The 23,341-nt window shown below is 69.2% G+C and carries 22 protein-coding genes; 14 read left to right on the top strand and 8 right to left on the bottom strand.

Annotated features, from left to right (window positions below):
• The first annotated feature begins 6 nt into the window (after positions 1-6).
• The 4 genes from ACLQ2O_RS36425 to ACLQ2O_RS36410 all read left to right on the top strand — a co-directional run bounded on the left by ACLQ2O_RS36425 (position 7) and on the right by ACLQ2O_RS36410 (position 3,199).
• Positions 7-1,065: a 2-dehydropantoate 2-reductase gene (locus tag ACLQ2O_RS36425; protein ID WP_425841414.1), complete on the top strand. Its 1,059-nt coding sequence runs from the start codon at positions 7-9 to the stop codon at positions 1,063-1,065.
• Between the two features lie 212 nt (positions 1,066-1,277).
• Complete coding sequence (locus ACLQ2O_RS36420) at positions 1,278-2,102, top strand: class I SAM-dependent methyltransferase (protein ID WP_425841412.1); 825 nt, start codon at positions 1,278-1,280, stop codon at positions 2,100-2,102.
• Positions 2,103-2,132: 30 nt separating this feature from the next.
• On the top strand, positions 2,133-2,492 hold the full coding sequence (locus tag ACLQ2O_RS36415; RefSeq protein ID WP_425841409.1) for an ArsR/SmtB family transcription factor: 360 nt from the start codon (positions 2,133-2,135) through the stop codon (positions 2,490-2,492).
• Positions 2,489-3,199: a cation diffusion facilitator family transporter gene (locus ACLQ2O_RS36410; RefSeq protein WP_425841406.1), complete on the top strand. Its 711-nt coding sequence runs from the start codon at positions 2,489-2,491 to the stop codon at positions 3,197-3,199. Before ACLQ2O_RS36415 ends, ACLQ2O_RS36410 begins: the two co-directional genes overlap by 4 nt.
• Positions 3,200-3,250: 51 nt before the next feature.
• Here ACLQ2O_RS36410 and ACLQ2O_RS36405 read toward each other — a convergent pair whose 3' ends face one another.
• From ACLQ2O_RS36405 to sucC, 3 genes are read right to left on the bottom strand one after another with little or no spacing between them, the layout of a single operon-like run.
• Positions 3,251-4,135 (bottom strand): 2-hydroxy-3-oxopropionate reductase, encoded by an 885-nt coding sequence (locus tag ACLQ2O_RS36405; protein ID WP_425841404.1) that lies wholly within the window; start codon positions 4,133-4,135, stop codon positions 3,251-3,253.
• A gap of 11 nt (positions 4,136-4,146) precedes the next feature.
• Complete coding sequence (gene sucD / locus ACLQ2O_RS36400; RefSeq protein WP_425841401.1) at positions 4,147-5,040, bottom strand: succinate--CoA ligase subunit alpha; 894 nt, start codon at positions 5,038-5,040, stop codon at positions 4,147-4,149.
• Positions 5,041-5,055: 15 nt separating this feature from the next.
• Positions 5,056-6,210 (bottom strand): ADP-forming succinate--CoA ligase subunit beta, encoded by a 1,155-nt coding sequence (gene sucC / locus ACLQ2O_RS36395; RefSeq protein WP_425841398.1) that lies wholly within the window; start codon positions 6,208-6,210, stop codon positions 5,056-5,058.
• A 154-nt stretch (positions 6,211-6,364) separates the two neighbouring features.
• Here sucC and ACLQ2O_RS36390 point away from each other — a divergent pair, with 154 nt between their 5' ends.
• Together ACLQ2O_RS36390 and ACLQ2O_RS36385 are read left to right on the top strand one after the other, a co-directional pair.
• Positions 6,365-7,756 carry an OFA family MFS transporter gene (locus ACLQ2O_RS36390; RefSeq protein ID WP_425841395.1) on the top strand — a complete coding sequence of 464 codons (1,392 nt, stop codon included), beginning with the start codon at positions 6,365-6,367 and terminating at the stop codon, positions 7,754-7,756.
• A 146-nt stretch (positions 7,757-7,902) separates the two neighbouring features.
• Positions 7,903-8,397 carry a hypothetical protein gene (locus ACLQ2O_RS36385; protein ID WP_425841392.1) on the top strand — a complete coding sequence of 165 codons (495 nt, stop codon included), beginning with the start codon at positions 7,903-7,905 and terminating at the stop codon, positions 8,395-8,397.
• A gap of 47 nt (positions 8,398-8,444) precedes the next feature.
• On the opposite strand, the gene ACLQ2O_RS36380 is transcribed toward ACLQ2O_RS36385, so the two are convergent.
• The gene (locus tag ACLQ2O_RS36380) at positions 8,445-8,729 is read right to left on the bottom strand and encodes a hypothetical protein (protein WP_425841389.1); all 285 of its coding nucleotides are present in this window, start codon (positions 8,727-8,729) and stop codon (positions 8,445-8,447) included.
• Positions 8,730-8,966: 237 nt separating this feature from the next.
• On the opposite strand from ACLQ2O_RS36380, the gene ACLQ2O_RS36375 reads away from it, so the two are divergent.
• The 6 genes from ACLQ2O_RS36375 to ACLQ2O_RS36350 all read left to right on the top strand — a co-directional run bounded on the left by ACLQ2O_RS36375 (position 8,967) and on the right by ACLQ2O_RS36350 (position 17,450).
• Positions 8,967-10,703: a thiamine pyrophosphate-binding protein gene (locus ACLQ2O_RS36375; protein ID WP_425841386.1), complete on the top strand. Its 1,737-nt coding sequence runs from the start codon at positions 8,967-8,969 to the stop codon at positions 10,701-10,703.
• A gap of 61 nt (positions 10,704-10,764) precedes the next feature.
• The gene (gene frc / locus ACLQ2O_RS36370; protein WP_425841383.1) at positions 10,765-11,991 is read left to right on the top strand and encodes a formyl-CoA transferase; all 1,227 of its coding nucleotides are present in this window, start codon (positions 10,765-10,767) and stop codon (positions 11,989-11,991) included.
• Positions 11,992-12,025: 34 nt separating this feature from the next.
• On the top strand, positions 12,026-14,170 hold the full coding sequence (locus tag ACLQ2O_RS36365) for an acetate--CoA ligase family protein (RefSeq protein WP_425841380.1): 2,145 nt from the start codon (positions 12,026-12,028) through the stop codon (positions 14,168-14,170).
• A gap of 117 nt (positions 14,171-14,287) precedes the next feature.
• A complete protein-coding gene (locus ACLQ2O_RS36360; protein ID WP_425841377.1) occupies positions 14,288-15,787 on the top strand; it encodes an Nramp family divalent metal transporter in 1,500 nt (499 codons plus the stop codon).
• A gap of 1 nt (position 15,788) precedes the next feature.
• Entirely contained in the window at positions 15,789-16,337 is a 549-nt protein-coding gene (locus ACLQ2O_RS36355; RefSeq protein WP_425841374.1) for a hypothetical protein, read from the top strand.
• A gap of 132 nt (positions 16,338-16,469) precedes the next feature.
• On the top strand, positions 16,470-17,450 hold the full coding sequence (locus ACLQ2O_RS36350; RefSeq protein WP_425841372.1) for a TerC family protein: 981 nt from the start codon (positions 16,470-16,472) through the stop codon (positions 17,448-17,450).
• Between the two features lie 59 nt (positions 17,451-17,509).
• Here the strand turns inward: ACLQ2O_RS36350 and ACLQ2O_RS36345 are convergent, their stop codons facing one another.
• The 4 genes from ACLQ2O_RS36345 to ACLQ2O_RS36330 all read right to left on the bottom strand — a co-directional run bounded on the left by ACLQ2O_RS36345 (position 17,510) and on the right by ACLQ2O_RS36330 (position 21,075).
• A complete protein-coding gene (locus ACLQ2O_RS36345) occupies positions 17,510-18,268 on the bottom strand; it encodes a GntR family transcriptional regulator (RefSeq protein WP_425841369.1) in 759 nt (252 codons plus the stop codon).
• 239 nt (positions 18,269-18,507) lie between these two features.
• A complete protein-coding gene (locus ACLQ2O_RS36340; RefSeq protein ID WP_425841366.1) occupies positions 18,508-18,672 on the bottom strand; it encodes a hypothetical protein in 165 nt (54 codons plus the stop codon).
• Positions 18,673-18,857: 185 nt separating this feature from the next.
• Positions 18,858-20,018 carry an NAD-dependent formate dehydrogenase gene (locus tag ACLQ2O_RS36335; protein ID WP_425841363.1) on the bottom strand — a complete coding sequence of 387 codons (1,161 nt, stop codon included), beginning with the start codon at positions 20,016-20,018 and terminating at the stop codon, positions 18,858-18,860.
• A gap of 103 nt (positions 20,019-20,121) precedes the next feature.
• Entirely contained in the window at positions 20,122-21,075 is a 954-nt protein-coding gene (locus ACLQ2O_RS36330) for a LysR family transcriptional regulator (RefSeq protein WP_425841360.1), read from the bottom strand.
• A gap of 296 nt (positions 21,076-21,371) precedes the next feature.
• On the opposite strand from ACLQ2O_RS36330, the gene ACLQ2O_RS36325 reads away from it, so the two are divergent.
• Together ACLQ2O_RS36325 and ACLQ2O_RS36320 are read left to right on the top strand one after the other, a co-directional pair.
• Positions 21,372-21,893 (top strand): hypothetical protein, encoded by a 522-nt coding sequence (locus tag ACLQ2O_RS36325; RefSeq protein WP_425841358.1) that lies wholly within the window; start codon positions 21,372-21,374, stop codon positions 21,891-21,893.
• 60 nt (positions 21,894-21,953) lie between these two features.
• Entirely contained in the window at positions 21,954-23,336 is a 1,383-nt protein-coding gene (locus ACLQ2O_RS36320; protein ID WP_425841355.1) for a hypothetical protein, read from the top strand.
• Positions 23,337-23,341 lie beyond the last annotated feature (5 nt).

Raw genomic sequence — 23,341 nt, 5'->3', positions numbered from 1 at the left:
GACACGATGAGAGTCGCAGTTCTCGGCGCCGGAGCGATCGGTGCGTACGTCGGCGCGGCCCTGCACCGGGGTGGGACCGAGGTCCATCTCGTTGCTCGTGGCGCCCATCTCGACGCGATCCGGAAGAACGGTGTCCAGGTTCACAGTCCGCGGGGCGACTGGCTGGCCCGGACACCGGCCACCGACGACCCGAAAGAGATCGGTCCGGTCGATTTCGTCTTCCTCGGGCTGAAGGCCAACTCCTACGCGTCCAGCGGTGCGCTGCTGGAACCGTTGCTGCACGACAAGACCGCGGTGATCGCGGCCCAGAACGGCATCCCGTGGTGGTACTTCCACGGGCTGCCGGGCCCGTACGAAGGGCACCGGATCGAGTCGGTTGACCCGGGTGGTGAGGTGACCCGGGTCATCCAGCTCGAACGCGCGATCGGCTGCGTCGTCTACTGCTCGACCGAGCTGGACGGGCCGGGCGTCGTACGGCATCTGGAGGGCACCCGGTTCTCGATCGGTGAACCGGTCGGTGGGCAGAGCGACCGGTGCCTGGAGTTCAGCGAGGCGATGGTCGCGGGCGGGCTGAAGTGCCCGGTCGAGGACGACGTCCGCAACGACATCTGGATCAAGCTGCTCGGCAACGCGGCGTTCAACCCGATCAGCGCGCTGGCCCGGGCGACGATGGTCGAGATCGCCACCCACCAGGGCACCCGCGCGATGGTCAAGCTGATGATGGAGGAGACCCTCGAGATCGCCCGCGCGGTCGGCAGCGCCCCCGAGATCTCGGTCGAGAAGCGGATCGACGGCGCCGAGCGGGTCGGCGAGCACAAGACGTCGATGCTGCAGGACCTGGAGAAGGACAAGCCGCTCGAGCTCGACGTGATCCTCGCCGCGGTGGTGGAGCTGGCCGACCTGACCGGCACCAAGGCACCCACGTTGCGCGCGGTGCACGCCGTCGCCGATCTCCTGTCCAGCAAGGTCGGTACGTCGACCGGGAAGGTCGCGCACGCGCCGACGTCGGGCCGCCCGCCCGGCCTGGTGGCACCGGCCGCGGTCGCTCCGGCGCCCACCCCCTGACCAGGCGGGTCCGGAGGCGAGCCCTGCCGACAGCCCGCTCTGCACATTCTGGGCCCACCTTTCCTACCCGCTGCGCCCGAAGGACTCCGCGAGGTCTTTCGGGCGCAGTGCTGTGCCCGACCAGTAAGACCAGTGGTCTCCTGAGTAGCCCACTGGTATCTGTGGTCCTGCCGTAGGGTCAAGCTGGAATCTCACGTCGCGAAGGAGCGAGCATGAGGCTTGATCACCAGACCCCCGGCCGGGCACCGGACGGCAGCGCAGGGGACGCCGACTACGGACGGATCGGCGTCGACTACACCGCCTACCGCCGTCCCGAGCCGCGGATCGCCGCTGCGATCCGGGACGCGCTCGGGCCGGCCCGGAAGATCCTGAACGTCGGCGCCGGCGCCGGTTCGTACGAGCCGACCGACGGGGACCTGGTCGCGGTCGAGCCGTCCGCGCAGATGCGTGCCCAACGCCCGGCGGGCCTGGTCGAGGCGATCGACGCGACGGCCGAGGACCTGCCGTTCGCCGACGACACCTTCGACGGCGCGATGGCGACGTTCACCGTGCACCAGTGGCACGACCTCGCGGCCGGCCTGACCGAGGTACGCCGGGTGACGCGCGGGCCGGTCGCCGTACTGACGTGTGATCCGACCTTGCTGAGCCGCTACTGGTTGCACGAGTACGCGCCGGAGGCGATCGACACCGAGGCCCGGCGTTACCCGCCCGTCGACAAGATCGCGGCCGCCCTGGGCGGAGGCCAGTCGTTCGCCGTACCGATTCCGCTGGACTGCACCGACGGCTTCGGCGAGGCGTACTACGGGCGTCCGGAACGCCTGCTGGATCCCGGCGCCCGCAAGGCCAACTCCGCCTGGAGCTTCGTCCCGCCCGAGGTCCACGCCCGCTTCACCGAGCACCTCACCCGCGACCTGGCGGACGGGACGTGGGACGCCGAGTACGGCCACCTCCGCACCCAGGAACACTTCGACGGCTCCCTGGTCCTGATCGTCTCCCCGGGCGAAGACCTCTACGAACGCACAGCCACCCCACAGTGACTGTGGCCTTGAGGGTGCTAACATCGCCAGATGGCGATGATAGAGCTGAAGGTCGATGAGACGACAGCGCTGGGTGCCGCGGCCTGCTTGTTCAACGGGTTCAGCGACGGGTCGCGACTGGCGATCGTGCGGCACCTGGCGGTGGGGGAGCACCGGGTCGTCGAGCTGACCGAGCACCTGGGCCTGGCCCAGTCGACGGTGTCGAAGCACCTTGCCTGTCTGAAGGACTGCGGGCTCGTGGAGTCCCGGCCGCAGGGGCGGGCCTCGTTGTTCAGCCTCACGCATCCGGAGGCGACGATGGAGCTGCTGTCGGCGGCGGAGAAGCTGCTCGGGCTGACCGGGGACGCCGTCGTGCTGTGCCCGGTGTACGGGATCGAGGCTCGGGAATGAGCCAGCAGCCGCTGCAACTCAGCACGTGGGTCGCGGATCCCGAAGAACGTCGTCGACTAGGGCGCCGGGCTCAGTTGCTGGCCGGCGCATCCGTGACCTACAACGTCGTCGAGGCGGTCGTCGCGATCAGTGCCGGCCTGGTCGCGGGGTCGGTCGCGCTGGTCGGCTTCGGGCTGGACTCGGTGGTGGAGGTGTCCAGCGGGCTGATCATCCTGTGGCAGTTCCGGCACCGGCTCCCGGAGACCCGCGAGCGGCAGGCGCTCCGGCTGCTGGCGTTCTCGTTCTTCGCGCTGGCGGCGTACGTCGGGTTCGAGTCGGTCCGCGCCCTGATCACCGGTACGACGCCCGAGGCGTCCCCGGTCGGCATCGGCCTGGCGGTCGCGTCGCTGATCGTGATGCCGTTCCTGTCCTGGGCCCAGCGCCGTACCGGCAAGGCGCTCGGATCCACCGCGGTCGTTGCCGACAGCACCCAAACGCTGCTGTGCACGTACCTGTCCGCGGTGCTGCTGGTCGGCCTGGTGCTGAACGCGACGCTCGGCTGGAGCTGGGCCGACCCGATCGCGGGACTGGTCATCGCCGCCGTCGCACTCCGCGAAGGGATCGAGGCCTGGAAGGGCAAGGGCTGCTGCGCGCCGATCGCGGGCGGGACGGCGGCAGCCGCCGGCTGCACCTGCGCGCAAGGCACGTGCACCGACGGCTGCTGCTGAACGACGGAGAACCGCCGGCGAGGAGCTGGCGACCCTCGCCGGCGGTTCGTGTCAGGTGTTCCGTCCTGACAGTTCCTCGACCACCTTCAGCAGTGCTGAGTGGTCGAGAGATCCGTGACCCATGGCGCGGGCCGCGGAAACCAGTTGGGCGACCAGACCGGTCACCGGCAGCGCGACCCCGGCCGCACGGGCGGCGGACAGCGCGATGCCCATGTCCTTGTGATGCAGGTCGATCCGGAAGCCGGGCGCGAACTCCCGGCCGAGCATCGACGACGCCTTGAGGTCGAGGATGCGGTTCCCGGCCAGTCCGCCGGCCAGCACCTCGAGGCCGCGCTCGCCGTCGACGCCGGACGCCTCCAGCAGCACGATCGCCTCGCTGACCAGCGAGATGATGCCGGCCACCATCAGCTGGTTCGCGGCCTTCACCGTCTGGCCGGCGCCGTGACCGCCGACGTGCACGATCGTCCGGCCGAGGTCCTCGAAGATCGGCCGCGCTTCGGCGAACACCTCCTCGTCACCGCCGACCATGATCGACAGCGACGCCTTGATCGCGCCCTGCTCGCCACCGCTGACCGGCGCGTCCAGGACCCGTACGCCGCTCTCCGCGCCGACCCGGGCGACCTCCAGCGAGGTCTCCGGCGCGATCGACGACATGTCGATCAGCAGCAGGCCCGACGGAGCCGACTCCAGCACGCCGCCCGGCCCGAGCACGACCTCGGCCACCTGCGGCGAGTCCGGCAGCATGGTGATCACGACCTCCGCTCCCGCGACCGCCTCGGCGATCGTCGGCGCGGGCTTGCCGCCGGCCTGCAGCAGCTTCTCGACCGACGCCGGTACGACGTCGTACCCGGTGACGTCGTAGCCGGCCCGGACCAGGTTGGCCGCCATGTGCGACCCCATGATCCCGAGGCCGATGAATCCGATCTTCTTCGCCATCAGTCCACCTCTCAGACGGGGTTCAGGCTCTGCTCGAGCGCGGCCCGCATCAGCCGGGCGGTCTCGGACGGCGTCTTGCCGACCTTGACCCCGACGGCCTCGAGCGCCTCCTGCTTGGCGGCCGCCGTACCGGACGAGCCGGACACGATCGCGCCCGCGTGGCCCATCGTCTTGCCCTCGGGCGCGGTGAAGCCGGCCACGTAGCCGACGACGGGCTTGGTCACGTACTCGGCGATGAACGCCGCCGCCCGCTCCTCCGCGTCGCCGCCGATCTCGCCGATCATCACGATCGCCTCGGTGTCGGGGTCGTCCTGGAAGGCCCGCAGCGCGTCGATGTGGGTGGTGCCGATGATCGGGTCGCCGCCGATGCCGATCGCGGTCGTGAAGCCGTACTCCCGCAGCTCGTACATCATCTGGTACGTCAGCGTGCCCGACTTCGACACCAGCCCGATCCGGCCCGGGCCGGCGATGTCGGCCGGGATGATCCCGGCGTTCGCGCGGCCGGGGCTGATCAGGCCGGGGGAGTTCGGGCCGATGATCCGGGTCCCGTTGGCCTCGGCGTGCGCGAAGAACGCGGCGGTGTCGTGCACCGGGACGCCTTCGGTGATCACCACGACCAGGCCCAGGCCGGCGTCGATCGCCTCGATCACCGCGCCCTTGACGAACCGCGGCGGCACGAACACCACGGAGGTGTCCGCACCGGTCGACTTCACCGCGTCGGCGCAGGACCCGTAGACCGGGATCGACCGCTTGGCGAAGTCGACCGACTGGCCGCCCTTGCCCGGCGTCACGCCGCCGACGATGTTGGTGCCGGCGGCAAGCATCCGGGAGGTGTGCTTCTGCCCCTCGGCGCCGGTCATGCCCTGCACGATGACCTTGCTCTGCTCGGTCAGGAAGATCGCCATCTCGTCCAGCTCCTCTCAGGCCTGCGCGGCCAGCTCGGCGGCGCGGTCCGCGGCACCGTCCATGGTGTCCACCACCGTCACCAGCGGGTGGTTCGCCTTGGCGAGGATCTTGCGGCCCTCGTCCACGTTGTTGCCGTCCAGCCGGACGACGAGCGGCTTGTTCGCCGCGGGCCCGAGCAGTTCGAGCGCCTGCACGATGCCGTTGGAGACCGCGTCGCACGCGGTGATCCCGCCGAACACGTTCACGAACACGCTCTTCACCTGGGCGTCGCCGAGGATGATCCCCAGCCCGTTGGCCATCACCTCGGCCGACGCACCGCCGCCGATGTCGAGGAAGTTGGCCGGCTTCACGCCGCCGTGCGCCTCACCGGCGTACGCGACGACGTCGAGCGTGGACATCACCAGGCCCGCGCCGTTGCCGATGATCCCGACCTCGCCGTCGAGCTTGACGTAGTTCAGGCCCTTGTCCTGCGCGGCGGCCTCGAGCGGGTCGGCCGCGGCCTTGTCCTCGAAGGCGGCGTGGTCGGCGTGCCGGTACGCCGCGTTCTCGTCCAGCGTGACCTTGCCGTCCAGCGCCTCCAGCCGGCCGTCGCCGAGCTTGACCAGCGGGTTCACCTCGACCAGTGAGGCGTCCTCGGCGATGAACACCGTCCACAGGCTCTTGACCACCTCGGCGGCGCCGTCCGGGAAGCCGGCCGCGGCGACGATCTCGGCGGCCTTCGCGTCGTCGACGCCGACCGCCGGGTCGATCGAGATCTTCGCGATCGCGTCGGGGTTGGTGTGCGCGACCTCCTCGATCTCGACACCGCCCTCGGTGCTCGCGATGCACAGGTAGCCGCGGTTGGCCCGGTCGACCAGGAACGAGAGGTAGTACTCGTCGGCGATGTCGGCCGCCGGCGCGAGCAGCACCCGCCGTACGACGTGGCCCTTGATGTCCATCCCGAGGATGTCCTGGGCGCGGGCGGTCGCCTCGGCCGGGTCGGCGGCGAGCTTGACGCCACCGGCCTTGCCGCGGCCGCCGGCCTTCACCTGGGCCTTCACCACCACCCGCCCGCCGAGCGCCTCGGCCGCTGCGGCCGCGTCGGCGGCGTCCTCGACCACCCGGCCGAGGGTGACCGGCACGGCGTGCCGGGCGAAGAGTTCTTTGGCTTGGTACTCCATCAGGTCCACGGGGGCAGTCCTCTCCTCACACAGCACCTCACAGGTCAATATGGCGACTGTATGCTGTATGCAAGTTCACACACAAGAGCCCTGGGGTCTGGACAAGTGGTAGCGGAGAGGAGTACCAAAGTTCCATACGGTATGCAGTAGTCAGGAGGCGATCATGAATGACGCGACCACCAGTACGCCTCCCCGGGACGTTCGGGACGTGTACGGCCGCCGGTACCGCATCGGCGAAGACGCACGTGAACTGACCGGGCACTCCCGCCGGTGGCAGCTGTGGGCGGCCTGGACCTGCATGGCGGCGATCAGCCCGCTGCAGTACTCCTTCGGCTCGGCCGCACTCGGCCTCGACGCGGGCCGCGCCTGGGGAACGGTCCAGACGATGTGGCTGCTGGCCGTCTTCGTCGCCTTCCAGGCGCTCGTCGCCGTTCCCGCCGCCTGGCTCCAGCGGGTACGCCGGGTGACGCCGACCCAGCTCGTCGTCCTGGGTGGGTTCCTGGCCGCGGTCGGCCTGGTGACGCTGGCGCACGTGGGCAGCTACGTCGGTGCGCTGCTCGGGTACGCCGTTGTCGGCGGCGCCGGGGCCGGGCTGGTCTACTCCGCGTGCATCACGACAGCGGCACGCTGGTTCCCCGACCGGCGCACCTCGACGATAGGTTTCGTCACGGGTGGGTTCGCCGTCGGCGCGGTGCCGAGCATCGCGCTGCTGACGATCTTCGACACGACCGGTGGTCAGCGCTACGTCTTCGACATCACCGCGGTCGTCGCCCTGCTGATCGTGATGACCGCCGGCGGTCTGCTCAAGGACCCGCCGCAGCACTGGTGGCCGGCCGACATCGACGCCCAGGCCTGGGCCGTCGACCGCAGCCTCAACCGCAGCATCCCGAACAACCTGCCCGCCGTGCGCTACTACCGCCCGGCCGAGGCGATGAGGACCGGCGCGCTCCCGCTGATGTGGCTGACGCTGGCGATCAGTACGGCGCTGTCGCTGTTCGGCATCGCGTTCGTCGTCAGCTACGCGACCGAGGCGCAGCTCGGGGTCGCGGTCGCCGGGATCGCCGCCGGAATGCTTGCCGCGGTCAACGGTCTCGGCCGGTCCTTCGCCGGCACGCTGTCGGACAGGTTCGGTCGCCGGCGGGTGCTGGCCGCCGTACTGATGGTCGAAGGCTTCACTCACGTCGGTCTGGTGCTGGCGGGGGAGGCGGGCATGGGCGTCGTGTTCGTGCTGTGCGCGATGTTCGCCGGCCTCGGTGGCGGCGCCTTCTACGCGATCATGGCGAACCTCGTGCTGGAGTTCTTCGGCGAGAACAGCCTGCTGCAGAACCAGTCGATCCTGTACAGCGCCAAGGCCGTCGGCGGCCTGGTCGGGGTCGGAGTCGCCGCGGGCCTGGTGGCCGCCGTCGGCTACCGCCCGGTCTTCCTCGCGGCCGGCCTGCTCGGGGTGGTCACCGCGGTGATCGTCCGCTACCTGAAGCAACCCGGACGCCCCGCGCTGTCGGTGAGCTCCCACTTGGGTACCCCGGTAGCCGGCGCGATCAGGCCGGGCGAGTGAGCCGGCCGGACGCGGGTGGAGGAGTGCACTCGGCCGCGGCGCAGCCGCGTGACGCCGGGGGCGAGCCGCCCACCTCCCCTCCCCATTCCCCCGGTTGGGGAGGGGAGGGGGCCGAGTACGCGTGGGTGCGACCTGCTGAGCCTTGCGTGCTGGAGCTCGTGTCCAAGCTCGCCAGGGAGCCCTGGACGGACCGGCCGACTTGCGTGCATCCGGTCCTCGGGTCGGTCGCGCGGGCCGTGCACGACCACTGCGGTCCGCGCGGCCGGCAGGCTTTGTTGCCTCTAGCACCTTTGTTTCTCGACACCGCACGGCCGGGCTTCGACCTGTCCGCGCGACTGGTCGCGCTGTGCGTGTCGACGGCGCTCGCCGCGCCGGGGGAGGTGGCCGCGGACGAACGCTCGCGGCTGCTGAACGCCCAGGAGACAGCGAGCTACCTGCTGGCCGGCCGGTCGGGAGCTCCGCCCGGCGGGCCGGCGCGGTGGTGGCTGCCCATGTTGGACCGGCTGAAGCTCAGTGAGCCGTTCTACCGGACCGTCGTCGCGACCGAGCACGCCGCGGAAGCGGTCGTGGTCGCCGCGCGAGGCGGCGACCACGACGTTCGGCTCAAGCGTCTGCTGCGCCAATGCCTGGCGCTGGCCTGACCCCGTCCCGATCCTGTACGCCGGCGCCTGGCGCCGGCGGGAGTCCGCTACGGCGCTCTGCGGCCCGGGGCGCCGAGGCCTTCGTGGTCGACGTCGCCGGCGCCCCACAGGCCGTGGTCGCGGTCGTCGTCGGGGATGACCATCAGCTCATGGCGCTGCGGCGCGCGGACCTGCTCCTCGAGCCGGCGCAGGTCGGCCGTGCAGCGGGCGAGGTCGTCCATCAGGCGCAGGACGTCGAGGTGCGGGCCGAGCCGGCTGCGCAGTCCGGCGACGGCCTGCTCGAGGGCCTGCAGCGCCTGACGGGTCCGGTCGAGTTCGTCGTGAATGCTCATCGCAGCTCCCCTGATCGCGGTGGTCCGCCCGGTCGGTCTGTACAAGCATACGGGATACTGCATACAGTCGTCTTAGGCAATTTCTGCTGGGTGCCGAGGCCTGGACAACGGGTTCAGCGGTGCGATATGACTACGACTACACCATACGGTATGCAATCTACTGACCTATAGCTGAACGAGTTCCAGGCAGTGTGGCCCGATCCCAGCCGGGCAGAGACCGGACCCTTCCACGAGGAGATGACTGCACAGATGGCCCAAACAGTGTCCGAATCGAACGCGGTCGCGAACCCGACCGACCCGGAGCCGAAGACCGCCATGATCTCGGGCGGGCACCTGGTGGCCAAGGCCCTCAAGGCCGAGGGGATCGATGTGATCTTCACCCTCTGCGGCGGTCACATCATCGACATCTACGACGGCTGCGTGGACGAGGGCATCGCCGTCGTCGACGTCCGGCACGAGCAGGTCGCGGCCCACGCGGCCGACGGCTACGCGCGGATGACCGGCAAGCCCGGGTGCGCCGTGGTGACCGCGGGCCCCGGTACGACGGACGCCGTCACCGGCGTGGCGAACGCCTTCCGCGCGGAGAGCCCGATGCTGCTGATCGGCGGCCAGGGCGCGCTGAACCAGCACAAGATGGGGTCCCTGCAGGACCTGCCGCACGTCGACATGATGACCCCGATCACCAAGTTCGCGGCCACCGTGCCGCACACCGCGCGGGTCGCCGACATGGTGTCGATGGCCTTCCGTGAGTGCTACAACGGCGCCCCCGGCCCGTCGTTCCTGGAGATCCCCCGCGACATCCTGGACAACTCCGTACCGGTGGAGTCCGCGACCGTCCCGGAGGCCGGCCGCTACCGCGGCTCCACCAAGTCGATCGGTGACCCGGCCGCGGTCGAGGCGCTGGCCGACCTGCTGGCCCGGGCCGAGAAGCCGGTCGTGCTGCTCGGCACCCAGGTCTGGACCTCGCGCGGCAGCGACGCGGCGATCGAGTTCGTCCGCAAGAACAACGTGCCGGCCTTCATGAACGGCTCGGCCCGCGGCACCCTGCCGCCGGGCGACCCGCACCACTTCCACCTGTCGCGGCGCTACGGCTTCAACAACGCCGACCTGATCCTGATCGTTGGGACGCCGTTCGACTTCCGGATGGGCTACGGCCGCCGGCTGCCGAAGGGCGCGACCGTCGTACAGATCGACATGGACTACCGCACGGTCGGCAAGAACCGCGACATCGACCTCGGCCTGGTCGGCGACCCGGGCGCGATCCTGGCCGCCGTCACCCAGGCCTCCTCGGGCCGGGTGCAGAAGGCCGGCGACCGCAAGGCGTGGTTCAACGAGCTGCGGGCCGAGGAGGACGCGGCGTACCAGAAGCGGCTGCCCAAGCAGCTGTCGGACGCCAACCCGATCCACCCGCTGCGGCTGGCCCACGAGATCAACGAGTTCCTTACCGAGGACTCGATCTACATCGGCGACGGCGGCGACATCGTCACCTTCTCCGGCGGCGTCGTCCAGCCCAAGTCGCCCGGCCACTGGATGGACCCGGGACCGCTGGGCACCATCGGTGTCGGCATCCCGTTCGTGATGGCGGCCAAGTACGCCCGCCCGGACAAGGAGGTCGTCGCGCTGTTCGGTGACGGTGCCTTCTCGTTGACCGGCTGGGACTTCGAGACGCTGGTCCGGTTCAAGCTCCCGTTCGTCGGGGTGGTCGGCAACAACTCCTCGATGAACCAGATCCGCTACGGCCAGGAAGCCAAGTACGGCCACGACCGCGGCCGGATCGGCAACACCCTCGGCGACGTCAAGTACGACGAGTTCGCCAAGATGCTCGGCGGCTACGGCGAAGAGGTCCGTGACCCCAAGGACATCGGGCCGGCCATGCAGCGGGCCCGTGAGTCGGGGCTGCCGTCGCTGATCAACGTGTGGGTCGACCCGGACGCGTACGCGCCCGGAACCATGAACCAGACCATGTACAAGTAGCGATCCACAGGTGTGCGGTCCGTCCCCCGTGCGGACCGCCACCCAGTACTGGAGGACCACTATGGGTAAGGCCCTTGAAGGTGTCCGCGTACTCGACATGACCCACGTGCAGTCGGGACCGTCCTGCACCCAGATTCTCGCCTGGCTCGGCGCCGACGTGGTCAAGCTCGAAGCGCCGACCGGTGACATCACCCGCCAGCAGCTGCGCGACCTGCCCGACGTCGACAGCCTCTACTTCACGATGCTGAACTGCAACAAGCGCAGCATCACCTTGAACATGAAGTCCGAGCGCGGCAAGGAGATCTTCACCGACCTGGTGAAGAACTCCGACGTCCTGGTGGAGAACTTCGCCCCCGGCGCGATCGACCGGATGGGCTTCACCTGGGAGCGCCTGCAGCTGATCAACCCCGAACTCATCTTCGCCTCGATCAAGGGCTTCGGCCCGGGCAAGTACGAGGACTTCAAGGCCTACGAGGTGGTCGCCCAGGCGATGGGCGGCGCGATGAGCACGACCGGGTTCGAGGACGGCCCGCCGCTGGCCACCGGAGCTCAGATCGGTGACTCCGGCACGGGCATCCACCTGGTCGCCGGCATCCTGGCCGCGCTCTTCCAGCGCACCACCACCGGCAAGGGCCAGCGGGTCAGCGTGGCGATGCAGGAGGCCGTGCTGAACCTCACCCGGGTGAAGCTGCGCGACCAGCAGCGGCTCACGCACGGCCCGCTGAAGGAGTTCCCGAACGAGAACTTCGGCGACGAGGTGCCGCGCTCGGGCAACGCCTCCGGCGGCGGCCAGCCCGGCTGGGCGGTCAAGACCGCGCCCGGCGGCCCGAACGACTACATCTACGTGATCGTCCAGCCGCCCGGCTGGGCCCCGATCGCGACCTTGATCGGCAAGCCCGAGCTGGCCGACGACCCCGACTGGTCCACGCCCGCGGCCCGGCTCGACAAGCTCGACAAGATGTTCGCGCTGATCGAGCAGTGGACCGAGCAGCACACCAAGTTCGAGGTGATGGAGAAGCTGAACGCGCTGAACGTGCCGTGCGGCCCGATCCTGTCCACCAAGGAACTGATCGAGGACGAGACGCTGGCCGAGCTCGGCGCCGTGGTCGAGGTCAAGCACCCGGCCCGGGGCGCGTTCAAGACCGTCGGCTGCCCGATCAAGCTGTCCGACTCGCCGGTCCAGGTGGAGACCTCACCCGGCCTCGGCGAACACAACTCCGTGATCTACGGCGGCCTCGGCATCGACACCGCCGAGCTGGAAGAGCTCAAGGCCGCCGGCGTCGTCTGAACCGCCACACAACCACGCTTAGGGAGCTTCAGGCATGACCTATGACAAGGCAGCAGTCCAGTCCATCCTCGACCAGGCTCTGGCGGAAGGCCGCACCTCGCTGAGCGCACCCGAGGCCAAGCTGGTCGCGGACGCGTACGGCATCCCGACCCCGGGAGAGGGGCTGGCCACGACTGCCGAGGGCGCCGCGGGCCTCGCGGCCGAGATCGGGTTCCCCGTTGTCCTGAAGATCGTCTCGCCCGACATCCTGCACAAGACCGAGGCGGGCGGCGTGGTGGTCGGCGTCGACAGCGCCGAGGCGGCCAAGACGGCGTACGACAAGATCGTCGCCAACGCCACGGCGTACGACGCGAGCGCGTCGATCACCGGCGTGCAGGTGCAGAAGATGCTGGTCACCGGCGGTGACGTGCAGGAGGTCATCGTCGGCGCGGTCACCGACCAGACGTTCGGCAAGATCGTCGCCTTCGGCCTCGGCGGTGTCCTGGTCGAGGTGCTCAAGGACGTCACCTTCCGGCTCGCGCCGACCTCGCCCGACGAGGCCCGCTCGATGATCGAGGGCATCGGCGCGCACGAGATGCTGAACGGCGTGCGTGGCGCCAAGCCGGTGGACAAGGAGGCGATCGCCCAGATCATCACCAAGCTGTCCGACCTGGTCGAGGACTTCCCGCAGTTCGCCGAGGTCGACCTGAACCCGGTGCTGGCCGGGCCGGACGGCGCCACCGCGGTGGACTTCCGGATCATCGTCGACGCCGAGGCCGGCAAGCCGGTGGAGCGCTACACCCAGGAACAGATCCTGACCGCGATGACCCGGATCATGAAGCCCCGGGCGATCGCCGTGATCGGCGCCTCGAACGAGGACGGCAAGATCGGCAACTCGGTGATGAAGAACCTGGTCAACGGCGGGTACAAGGGCGACATCTACCCGGTCAACCCCAAGGGTGGCGAGGTGCTCGGGCTGAAGGCGTTCCCGAGCATCACCGACATCCCGGGCGACGTCGACGTCGCGGTGTTCGCCGTACCGGCCAAGTTCGTCGGCGGTGCGCTCGAGCAGTGCGGCCAGAAGGGCGTGGCGGGCGCGATCCTGATCCCGTCCGGGTTCGCCGAGACCGGTGAGCAGGAGCTGCAGGACGAGGTCGTCGCGATCGCGAAGAAGCACGGCGTCCGGATCCTCGGGCCGAACATCTACGGCTACTACTACCTGCCGGAGAACCTCTGCGCGACGTTCTGCACGCCGTACGACGTGAAGGGCAGCGTGGCGCTGTCGTCGCAGTCGGGCGGCATCGGGATGGCGATCCTCGGGTTCAGCCGGTCGAGCCGGATGGGCGTCTCCGCGATCGTTGGAGTAGGCAACAAGGCCGACATCGACGAGGATGACCTCCTGACCTTCTTCGAGACCGACGACAACACCAACCTGATCGCCATGCACCTGGAAGACCTCAAGGACGGCCGGGCCTTCGCCGAGACCGCGGCGCGGGTGTCGAAGAAGAAGCCGGTGATCGTGCTGAAGGCCGGCCGCACCGACATGGGCGCCCGGGCGGCGAGCTCGCACACGGGCGCGCTGGCCGGCAACGACAAGGTGTACGACGACATCCTGCGCCAGAGCGGCGTCGTCCGCGCCCCGGGCCTGAACGAGATGCTCCAGTACGCCCGGGGCATCCCGCTGCTGCCGACGCCCAAGGGCGAGAACGTCGTCATCATCACCGGCGCCGGCGGCTCGGGCGTCCTGCTCTCGGACGCCTGCGTCGACAACGGGCTGCAGCTGATGGCGATGCCCGACGACCTGGACGCGGCGTTCAAGAAGTTCATCCCGCCGTTCGGTGCCTCCGGCAACCCGGTCGACATCACCGGCGGCGAGCCGCCGGCGACGTACCGGAACACGGTCGCGCTGGGCCTGCAGGACGACCGGATCCACGCCCTGATCCTGGGCTACTGGCACACCATCGTCACCCCGCCGATGGTGTTCGCGAAGCTCGTCGCCGAGGTGGTCGAGGAGTACCGGGCCAAGGGCATCGACAAGCCCGTGGTCGCGTCGCTGTCCGGCGACGTCGAGGTCGAGGAGGCCAGCCAGTACCTGTTCGAGCACGGCGTGGTCGCCTACCCCTACACCACCGAGACGCCCGTCCAGGTGCTCGGCGCCAAGTACCGGTGGGCCCGGAACGCGGGCCCGCTCGGTTCCTGACACCCACAACAGAACTAGGTTCCGCACAGAGAAAGCCGGTGATGCGTTTGGACCGGGGGGAAGTGCACGGGGGAGCGAAAAGTCTCGTCAAGCTGGCGTCGATATAAGGAGTCCGCCTTGGACGTCACAAGCAAGACCTCAGAAGTACCCGAAGAGCCGGCCGCGTCCGCGGCCACCGAGCGGGTCTGGCGCGCGGGCAGGCTCGAGCCGATGCCGATCCGGCCGCTGCCGCCGGCGCCGCCCTCGATGCACATCCTCGGTCCGACCGTCTTCCTGGTCGCGCTGGGCGTCGGCATGGGTGAGTCCTACATGTGGCCCCGGCTCGTCCTGGTGTTCGGTCCGGACATCCGGTGGCTGTTCCTGGTCGGTGTCACCCTGCAGGCGTTCGTGCTGCTGGAGATGGCCCGGTACGCGATGGCCACCGGAGAGTCGATCTTCTTCGGCGCGGCCCGGATCTTCAAACCGATGATGTGGTTCTTCTACGTCGCGGCGATCCTGATCTACATGTGGCCGGGCCACCTGTCGGCCGGAGCCTCGGCGTTCGAAGAGGTGAGCGGCATACCCTGGCAGGCGACAGCCTGCGTGGCCCTGGTCTTCGTGGGTGTGCTGTTCAGCCTGCTGTCGGTGATCTACAACTTCCTGGAGAAGCTGCTCGGCTTCCTGATCGGCCTGCTGGTCGTCGGTACGTCGGTGATCGCCGCGATCGTCGGGCAGTGGAGCGACCTGGCCGAGACCATCCAGGGCATGTTCGCGTTCGGCTACTTCCCCGACAAGGCCCTGACCGCGGCCTGGTTCCCGGTCGTGGTCGGTTCGATCGCCTTCGCCGGCCCGTCCGGCATGCAGCAGATGTGGTACACCCTGCAGCTGCGCGACTCCGGTGCCGGTATGGGCGCGCACATCCCGAAGATCCGTGGTCTGCGGGCCAAGGGTGAGGCCGAGGCGATGCCGTCGCGCGGCTTCATGTTCGACACCGAGAACCCCGAGGAGATGAAGAAGTGGAAGGGGTGGCGCAAGTGGGTCACCTTCGACGCTCTGCTGCTCTTCTGGGGCATCACGATGCTGGTCACGATCTCGTTCACCGTGCTCGCGCTGTCCGCGGCCCGGGAGAACCCGAACGTGGCCGGGCTGATCGAGGGCGGTGACCGCGAGGCCGCGCTGAAGGCGATGTCCGACGCGTTCGCCTCGGCCGGCAGTCCGTTCCTGGGCTCGCTGTTCTTCGGCTTCATCGCGCTGATCGGTCTCAACGCGACACTGGGTCTGTTCGACTCGTTCAGCCGTGGTCAGGCCGACATGACGTACTACTTCATCCCCGGTGCCAAGCGGTTCTCGATGTCGAGGATCTACTTCGGGTTCCTGTGGGGCGTCATCGTGTTCGGCATCCTGATCCTGCTGTTCGGTCCGGCCGACGGACCAGCCTCGATCCTCGACGTGCTCGCCTTCTTGTCCACGTTCGCGATGGGCGCGTACTGCATCGTGTTGCTCCTGGTGAACAACAAGCTGCTGCCCAAACCGATCCGGCCCGGGCCGCTGCGCAACGCGATCATCGGGTTCGGTGCGATCTTCTACCTCGGGATGCTGTTCTACTCCCTGATCCGCTTCGGCGTGGTCCTGGACTGACATGAACACCGAGACGAAGATCCATCAGCTCCTGGAGTTCACGCTCCCGGCCTCCGTGGTCGGGATCGCGGCCGGCCTGATCGCCGCGCTGCTGGGCGGCTTCGCCGGCCAGCCGCTCGGCTGGGCCGTCGTCACCGGGCTCGGCCTGGCAGTGCCGCTCGTCGCCTTCGGCATCGGCTACTCCGCACTGGTCGGGCTCGGCAAGGCGCCGGCCGGGGTGTTCGCCCCGGCCGCGGCGTACTGGGTGGTCGGGTTCCCGCTGGCGTTGATGGTGCATGCCATCACCACCGAGTGGGCGGTCACGGGTACGCCGGGCCTGCCCGACCAGCCGCTGCAGTTCCTGGCCTTCCGGGCGCTGCTCAGCATGGGGTTCGCGATCGGGTTCCTCTGGATGCACGAGCAGGTCGGCCGGCACTGGTGGCCGCGCATCATGGAGCACAACCCGTACGCCCAGCGCACGGTCGAGCAGTACGTGCACCTGGCCGAGTCCATGGAGGCCCGCAAGCAGTCCGCCGCCCGGAACCGGAAGAAGAGGAAGGCGCACGTGTAACCAGCCCCCGCCCAGGGTGTCCCACCCTGTTCCCGCATCACACGCCGCCCGCGACTGCCCTGCCAGCCGCGGGCGGCGGCGTACCCGCTCCTGCTCTGGACGGGTGTGCTCGAGCACCGTGGAGGAAACTCGATGACCGTTTCGCTGTCGGCGTGGATCATCACCATCGCCGCCCTGCTGGCCCTGCTGGTGCTGGACTTCCTGATCGTCGCCAGGAAGCCGCACGAACCGTCCCTGCGTGAGGCGACCCTGTGGGTGTCGTTCTACGTCGGCATCGCGCTGCTGTTCGGCGTCGGCCTGACGATCGCCGCCGGCGGTGAGTCCGGCGGGGAGTTCTTCGCCGGCTGGCTGACCGAGTACTCGCTGTCGGTCGACAACCTGTTCGTCTTCATCATCATCATGGGCAAGTTCGCGGTGCCCCGGCAGTACCAGCAGAAGGTGCTGCTGGTCGGGGTCGCGCTGGCGCTGGTGATGCGCGGGATCTTCATCGCCGTCGGCGCGGAGGCGATCTCGCACTTCAACTGGGTCTTCTACATCTTCGGCGCGTTCCTGCTCTACACCGCGTGGAAGCTCGCGACCTCGCACGACGACGGGGACGAGTTCAAGGAGAACGTCGTGCTCGCGAAGGTGCGCAAGGTGATACCGACCACCGAGACGTACCACGAGGCGAAGCTGACCACGCGGATCGACGGCAAGCGGTTCGCGACGCCGATGCTGATCGTGATGATCGCGATCGGCACCACGGACCTGCTGTTCGCGCTGGACTCGATCCCGGCGATCTTCGGTCTGACGCAGGAGCCCTACCTCGTCTTCACGGCGAACGCCTTCGCGCTGATGGGCTTGCGGCAGCTGTTCTTCCTGATCGGCGGGCTGCTGGACCGGCTGGTCTACCTGTCGTACGGGCTGTCGGTGGTGCTGGGCTTCATCGGCGTGAAGCTGATTCTCGAGGCGCTGCACCACAGCGGGGTCTCGTGGGCGCCGGAGATCCCGATCGTGGTGTCGCTGTCGATCATCCTCGGGACGCTGGTGATCACGGCGGTGCTGAGCTTGGTCAAGTCGTCCCGGGACGACAAAGCCAAGGCGAAAGAGGAAGAGGTCGCCGGAGTCGAGTGAGAACCAACCAGAAGATGGCTGGTGGAGCGGTGCTCCACCAGCCATCTTCTTCACGTAGTTCAGTCCGTCGTACGACGTCTGCGAGTGGCCGGCTTCTTCTCCGGGGCCGGGGCCGGGGGAGCCTGGCCGTTCTGGAGCTCGTGGTACGCCGTACGGGTGTGTTCGGTGTGCTCGCGCATGATCTGGGCGGCCTTGTCCTCGTCGGCCTCGCTGATGGCCTTCACGAGGCGGGCGTGCTCGCGCCACGACGCGGCGCCGCGGACGGGCGCGACCGGCGTGTAGTACCAGCGGACGCGGCGGTCGACCTGGCCGGCGAAGTCGACCAGGAAGCGGTTGCCGGACATCGCGGTGATCATCGCGTGCAGCTCGCCGTTGGTGCGGACCGCGCCGTCGATGTCGCCGGACTCCTGGAAGGCGGTGCCGACCTTGCAGAGCTCGCGGAGCTGCGCGACGGCCTCCTTGGAGGCGTGCCGGGCGGCCAGTCGCGCGGACTCGGACTCCAGCGCCGCGCGGGCCGCGAGCAGCTGGTCGACCTCGTCCTCGGCGGGCACGTGCACCATCGCGCCGAAGCCCGGGCGCAGGTCCACCCAGCCCTCGTTGTTGAGCCGCTGGAGAGCCTCGCGGACGGGCTGGCGGGAGACGCCGAGCATGCCGGCCAGCTCGACCTCGACCAGGTGCCGGCCGCGCTCGAGCGTGCCGTCGATGATCATCTCGGTGAGGGCCTCGTAGACCGACTCGCGCAGCGGTGTCGGCCGCTTGACGTGCCGTACGCCGGGGGAGTCGGCGGAGGAATCCGGGCCCGCGCTGATGGTCGTCATGAGGTCCTTCCCAAAAAACGTAATGGCACTTGGTAGACAGTCTACCAAGTGCCAGGGCTGTTGCCACGCTCTTCGTTGAGCCGGCAGGTTTCTGTTGTTCGAGTCAGGCGCTGTCCGCCTTGCTCCCGGTGCTCCGGGTCCATGGATCGTGTCCCGCGGGGAGTCCGCCGCCGCGGTCCGGTTCCAGGTGCCGGCCAGTGCCGGTCATCCGTGTCCGGAGCACCGATTCGGGATGTCGGTCAGGCCGCCGTCGTCTCACGCACGGGCTGCTGGGCCTCGTCGTCGCGCCGGGTCTGTTCGGTCCGGTCGAGCTCGACGTCGAGGTTCAGTTCCCGCTGCAGCTCCGGGGAGTCCGGAAACTGCCGGCGAGCCGCGAGAGCGCCGAACCTACGGGTGAAAATCATTTCTTCCTCTCCACTCTTGTTCTTCCTAATACTGCCTACTGCATACATTCAACCAGGCGTACCGACGGGTTATGCCCACGTCTCACGTGATCCCGGTTACAAGCCCGGTACCCAGGCGGGACGGTGGTGATCCCGCCCGGGTGACCTCGCTCACCAGGCGCCGGAATCGCTGCCGCTGGGTAGTGTCACGACTTCGCCGAGTAGGAGTGCGCGCCGGCTCCGGCCAGCCGGCCGCCGTCGACGATCAGGTACTCGTCGCGGATCGGCGACTGCGCGAACCACGACTCGAGGATCTCGCGCGTGCCGGCGGCGTACCGGGTTTGCGCCGACAGCGACGAGCCGGAGATGTGCGGCGTCATGCCGTGGTGGGGCATGGTCCGCCACGGGTGGTCGGCCGGCGCCGGCTGCGGGTACCAGACGTCTCCGGCGTACCCGGCGAGCTGACCGCTCTCCAGAGCCCGTACGACGGCGTCGCGGTCGACGATCTTCGCGCGGGCGGTGTTGATCAGGTAGGTGCCGCGCTTCATCGTCGAGAGCAGCTTGTCGTCGAACAGGCCCTCGGTCTCCGGGTGCAGCGGCGCGTTGATCGTGACCACGTCGCAGTGCGGCACCATGCTCGCCGCGTCCGGGTGGAAGGTCAGGTTGAGCTCGCGCTCGACCGACTCCGGGAGGCGGTGCCGGTCGGTGTAGTGCAGCAACATGCCGAACGGTGCCAGCCGGCGCAGCACGGCGAGCCCGATCCGGCCGGCCGCGACGGTGCCGACGTGCATGCCCTCGACGTCGTACGAGCGCGCGACGCAGTCGGCGATGTTCCAGCCGCCATCGACGACGACCTGGTACGACGGGATGTAGTTGCGGACCAGGCCGAGCGTCATCATCACCACGTGCTCGGCGACGCTGATGCTGTTGGAGTAGGTGACCTCGGCAACGGTCACGCCGGCCTTGATCGCGGCGTCCAGGTCGACGTGGTCGGAGCCGATGCCGGCGGTGATCGCGAGCTTCAGGTTCGGTGCCTTCGCGATCCGCTCGGCGGTCAGGTAGGCCGGCCAGAACGGCTGCGAGATGACGATGTCGGTGTCGGGCAGCTCGCGGTCCAGAACCGAGTCGTCGCCCTCCTTCGAGGAGGTGACGACCAGCGTGTGGCCCTGGCTCTCCAGGAAGTTCCGCAGGCCGAGCTCACCGGAGACGCTGCCGAGCAGTGCGCCCGGCTGGAAGTCGATCGCCTTCGGGGAGGGCGCGGTCTGGCCGCCCGGGTAGGAATCGATGACCGGTACGTCGTCGCGCGCGTACGACGTCGGGTAGCCGTCGGTCGGGTCGTCGTACAGCACGCAGAGGACCTTCGCCATGGTGAGCAACTCCTTGTTCTGAAGGGATTTCCGTCCCCTTCAGCCTGGCGGTGGCGGTGCTGCCAGGTCCAAGACTTGCTCGCTATGTCGGGATAGCGAGCGGCTATCCGGCCAGCTCCGACGAATAGCCGGATCCCATCAGGTGCACGTCCAGCAGTTCGTCCAGTGCGGTGTGGACGCCGGCCTGTCGCGCGACGTCGAGCAGCGCCCGGGCGAGCACGGGCTCGGGGCTGCGGGCGGCGATCACTAGTCCGACTCGCGGTCCGTGCGCCGGGCTCTTCAGCGGTACGACGCGCATCCCGTCCGGTACGCCGAACATGTGCAGCCAGGCGTGCGAGATCACGGTCGACCAGTGGTTGCCGTGCAGGTGGCTGTAGAGGCCGGAGACGGTGTCGCTCTCGATCGCGGGCTCGGCGCTGACGCCGTCGTCGGTGAAGTAGCCGTTCATGATCCGGCGGTTGCGCATCTGCGGCGACAGCAGGCACAGCGGCTGCTCGGCGACCTGCGCCCAGGACGCGACCGGCAGGCCGGCGAGTTTGCCTTCCTGCGGAGTGAGCAGCAGGTAGCGCTCCTCGTACAGGGGTGTCTTCCGCACGCTGCCGAGGGTGTCGTCGTCGAGGTAGGTCATCGCGACGTCCAGCTCGAACCCGGCCAGCTTCTGGGTGATGTCGCGCGACGACAGCGACTCCAGCGTCACCCGGGCCTGGTCGTGCCGCTCGCAGAACGGTGTGGTCAGCAGGGAGACGACCGGCATCGCGGTCGGGATCGCGCCGAGTCGCAGCGTGCCGGTCAGGCCGCCGCGCATCACCGACAGCTCGTGGCGCAGGGCGTCGCGTTCGGCCAGGATGCGCTGGGCCCAGAGCAGGACGCGTTCGCCTTCAGGAGTGAGGCCCTCGAAGCGGCGGCCGCGGCGGACGATCGGTACGTCGAGCTCCTGCTCGAGCTTGCGGATGGCGGCCGACAGCGACGGCTGGGAGACGTAGCACGCGTCGGCGGCCCGGGCGAAGTGGCGTTCGCGGGCGAGGGCGACCAGGTACTCGAGCTGACGGAGCAACATGGATCAGCCTCGTTCCGGCCGGACGGAATACCGATCGCCTGTATACATAATCCAGTATTACACGCTGATGAACCGGGCTGGAAGGCCGAGGAAGCTTGGTGAATCATGGGTAGTGTGACCTGGATCACATCTTGTAAGTTGTCTTCCTGGCGGGATGCCGTTCGACGCGTTGGCACAGGCATCAAGTCAGGCGACGCACCTACGACCGGCGAGGGCGTGGGGACTCGGGGGACCAGCCGCGGTACGCGGTCGAACGGGAGGTCGAGGACCTGGAGGCTGTCCGGGCCGCGACCGGTGTGACGTACGCGGCGGCGGACTCGTCGCGGGTGATGGTGCTGCTGCGGGCGGCGGTGGCCGGATCGGCGTTCGACAAGCTGTCGATCATGGAGCCGCCGTTCCGCGTCGAGGGTGCGCCGCCGGTCCCGGACCGGTATCTCGAGCGGTTGCAGGAGTTCGTGGCGGCCGGCAATCCAGGGGGCGCCGCGGAGCTGTTCATGGTGGAGGCGGTCGGGCAGCCGCAGGAGCAGGTCGACGAGATGAAGTCCGCGCCGTTCTGGGCGGGGCTGGAGGCGCTTGCTCCGACGCTGGTGTACGACGCGCTGCAGCTGCGCGGCGAGGTGCCGAAGGACCTGTTGGCGACTGTCTTCCAGCCGACGCTTGCGCTGCACAGCACGGCCAGCCCGGAGTGGCTCCAGCGAGCCGCTGCCGCGGCCGCTGACGCTCTGCCGAACAGCACGCTGCTCGGGCTCGAGGGCAGCTTCCACGACGTACCGCCGGAGATCCTCGCTCCGGCGTTGGCGAAGCACTTCCTCTCCTGAACTTTCTGGGGACGGGGTGCGTCCAACCGCTGCTGACCAGTCCTGTGCGGGGAGGTTGCCATGCGTGCGGAGCGGTTGCGTGGCGTGGGGGCGCCCCCGGATCCGGGGGAGGCGGGGACGCTCGCGGAGCTGGTCGAGCTGTTGCGGGCGCTGAAGGTGTGGGCCGGTGACCCGTCGTACGAGGTGATCATGACGCGGATCAACGCTGCCTGGCAGGCGGAGGGGAAGCCTGCCGGGGAGCTGGCCCGCCGTACGACGGTCGCCGACTGCTTCCGGCAGGGACGCCGGCGGGTGAACACCGAGCTGGTCGCGGCGATCGTCCGCGCCCTGCACCCGGACCCCGGCGCGATGGCGCACTGGCGGCAGTCGCTGCGGGTGATCACCGGTGAGGTCGAGGCCGGGGCGCAGGTCCGGGTCCAGGAGGAGCTCCCGGGGCAGCTGGCCGAGTTCACCGGCCGTACGGCGGAGCTGGAGCGGCTGGCGAACCTGCTGACCAGTCCGGAGCCGGTGGCGATCGTGGGGATGGCCGGGGTCGGCAAGAGCCAGCTGGCGACGCGGACCGGGCACCTGCTGCGGGGGACGGTCGAGCGGGTGCTGTTCGTGAACCTGCGAGGCTTCCACGCGGACGAGAGCCAGCCACCGGCCGAGCCTGGCGCCGTACTGGATGGCTTCCTTCGGCTGCTCGGCGTACCGGGGCACAAAGTGCCGCACGGACTCGTCGAACGGGCTGCCCTCTACCGGTCGCTGCTCCAAGAGCGCAGCACGCTGGTGATCCTCGACAACGCAGCCGACGAGTCCCAGGTCGAGCACCTGCTGCCAGCTGTCCCCAGCAGCCGGACGCTGGTGACCAGCAGACGCGACCTGGACCTCGGGCGCTCTCTGACGGTCGACAGCTTCAGTACGGCGGAAGCGGCCGAGTACCTGGCGCTGGCCGTCCCAGGTGTTGAGGTCGGCTCGGACCGGGACGCTGTCGAGCGCATCGCTCGGCGGTGCGGTCACCTGCCGCTGGCACTGGGTCTGGTGGCCGGTCACATGCGGACCATGGCGGGCTGGACGCTGACCGATCACGCGGACCGCCTCGACGAGCGGCACGGCGACCTCCGGCTCGACACCGAGGTGACGCTGGCGCTCGACCTGTCGTACCGGCGGCTGCCGGACCAGCTGCAGCGCCTGCTCCGCCTGCTGGCTCTGCACCCTGGCCCGGACTTCGGTCCGTACGACGCTGCGGCGCTGGGCGATCTGCAGGTGGACTCCGCGGGCTCAGCTCTGGAGGAGCTGCGTCGGGATCACCTGCTGGAGTCGACTGGGCAGCGGTACAGGTTCCACAGCCTTGCACTGGCCTACGCCCATCTCCGGGCCGCCGACCTGGACCCGCCGCGCGTCCGGCGGGAGGCGCTCGCGCGCCTTTCGGTCGCTTCCGGGGTGGCCGTAAAGAAGTCGTAAGCGGT

Source organism: Kribbella sp. DT2 (genome assembly GCF_049844575.1).
Classification (GTDB): Bacteria; Actinomycetota; Actinomycetes; order Propionibacteriales; family Kribbellaceae; genus Kribbella.
The sequence above is the reverse complement of the archived record's forward strand: the minus strand, read 5'-3'. Positions and strand labels throughout refer to the sequence as shown.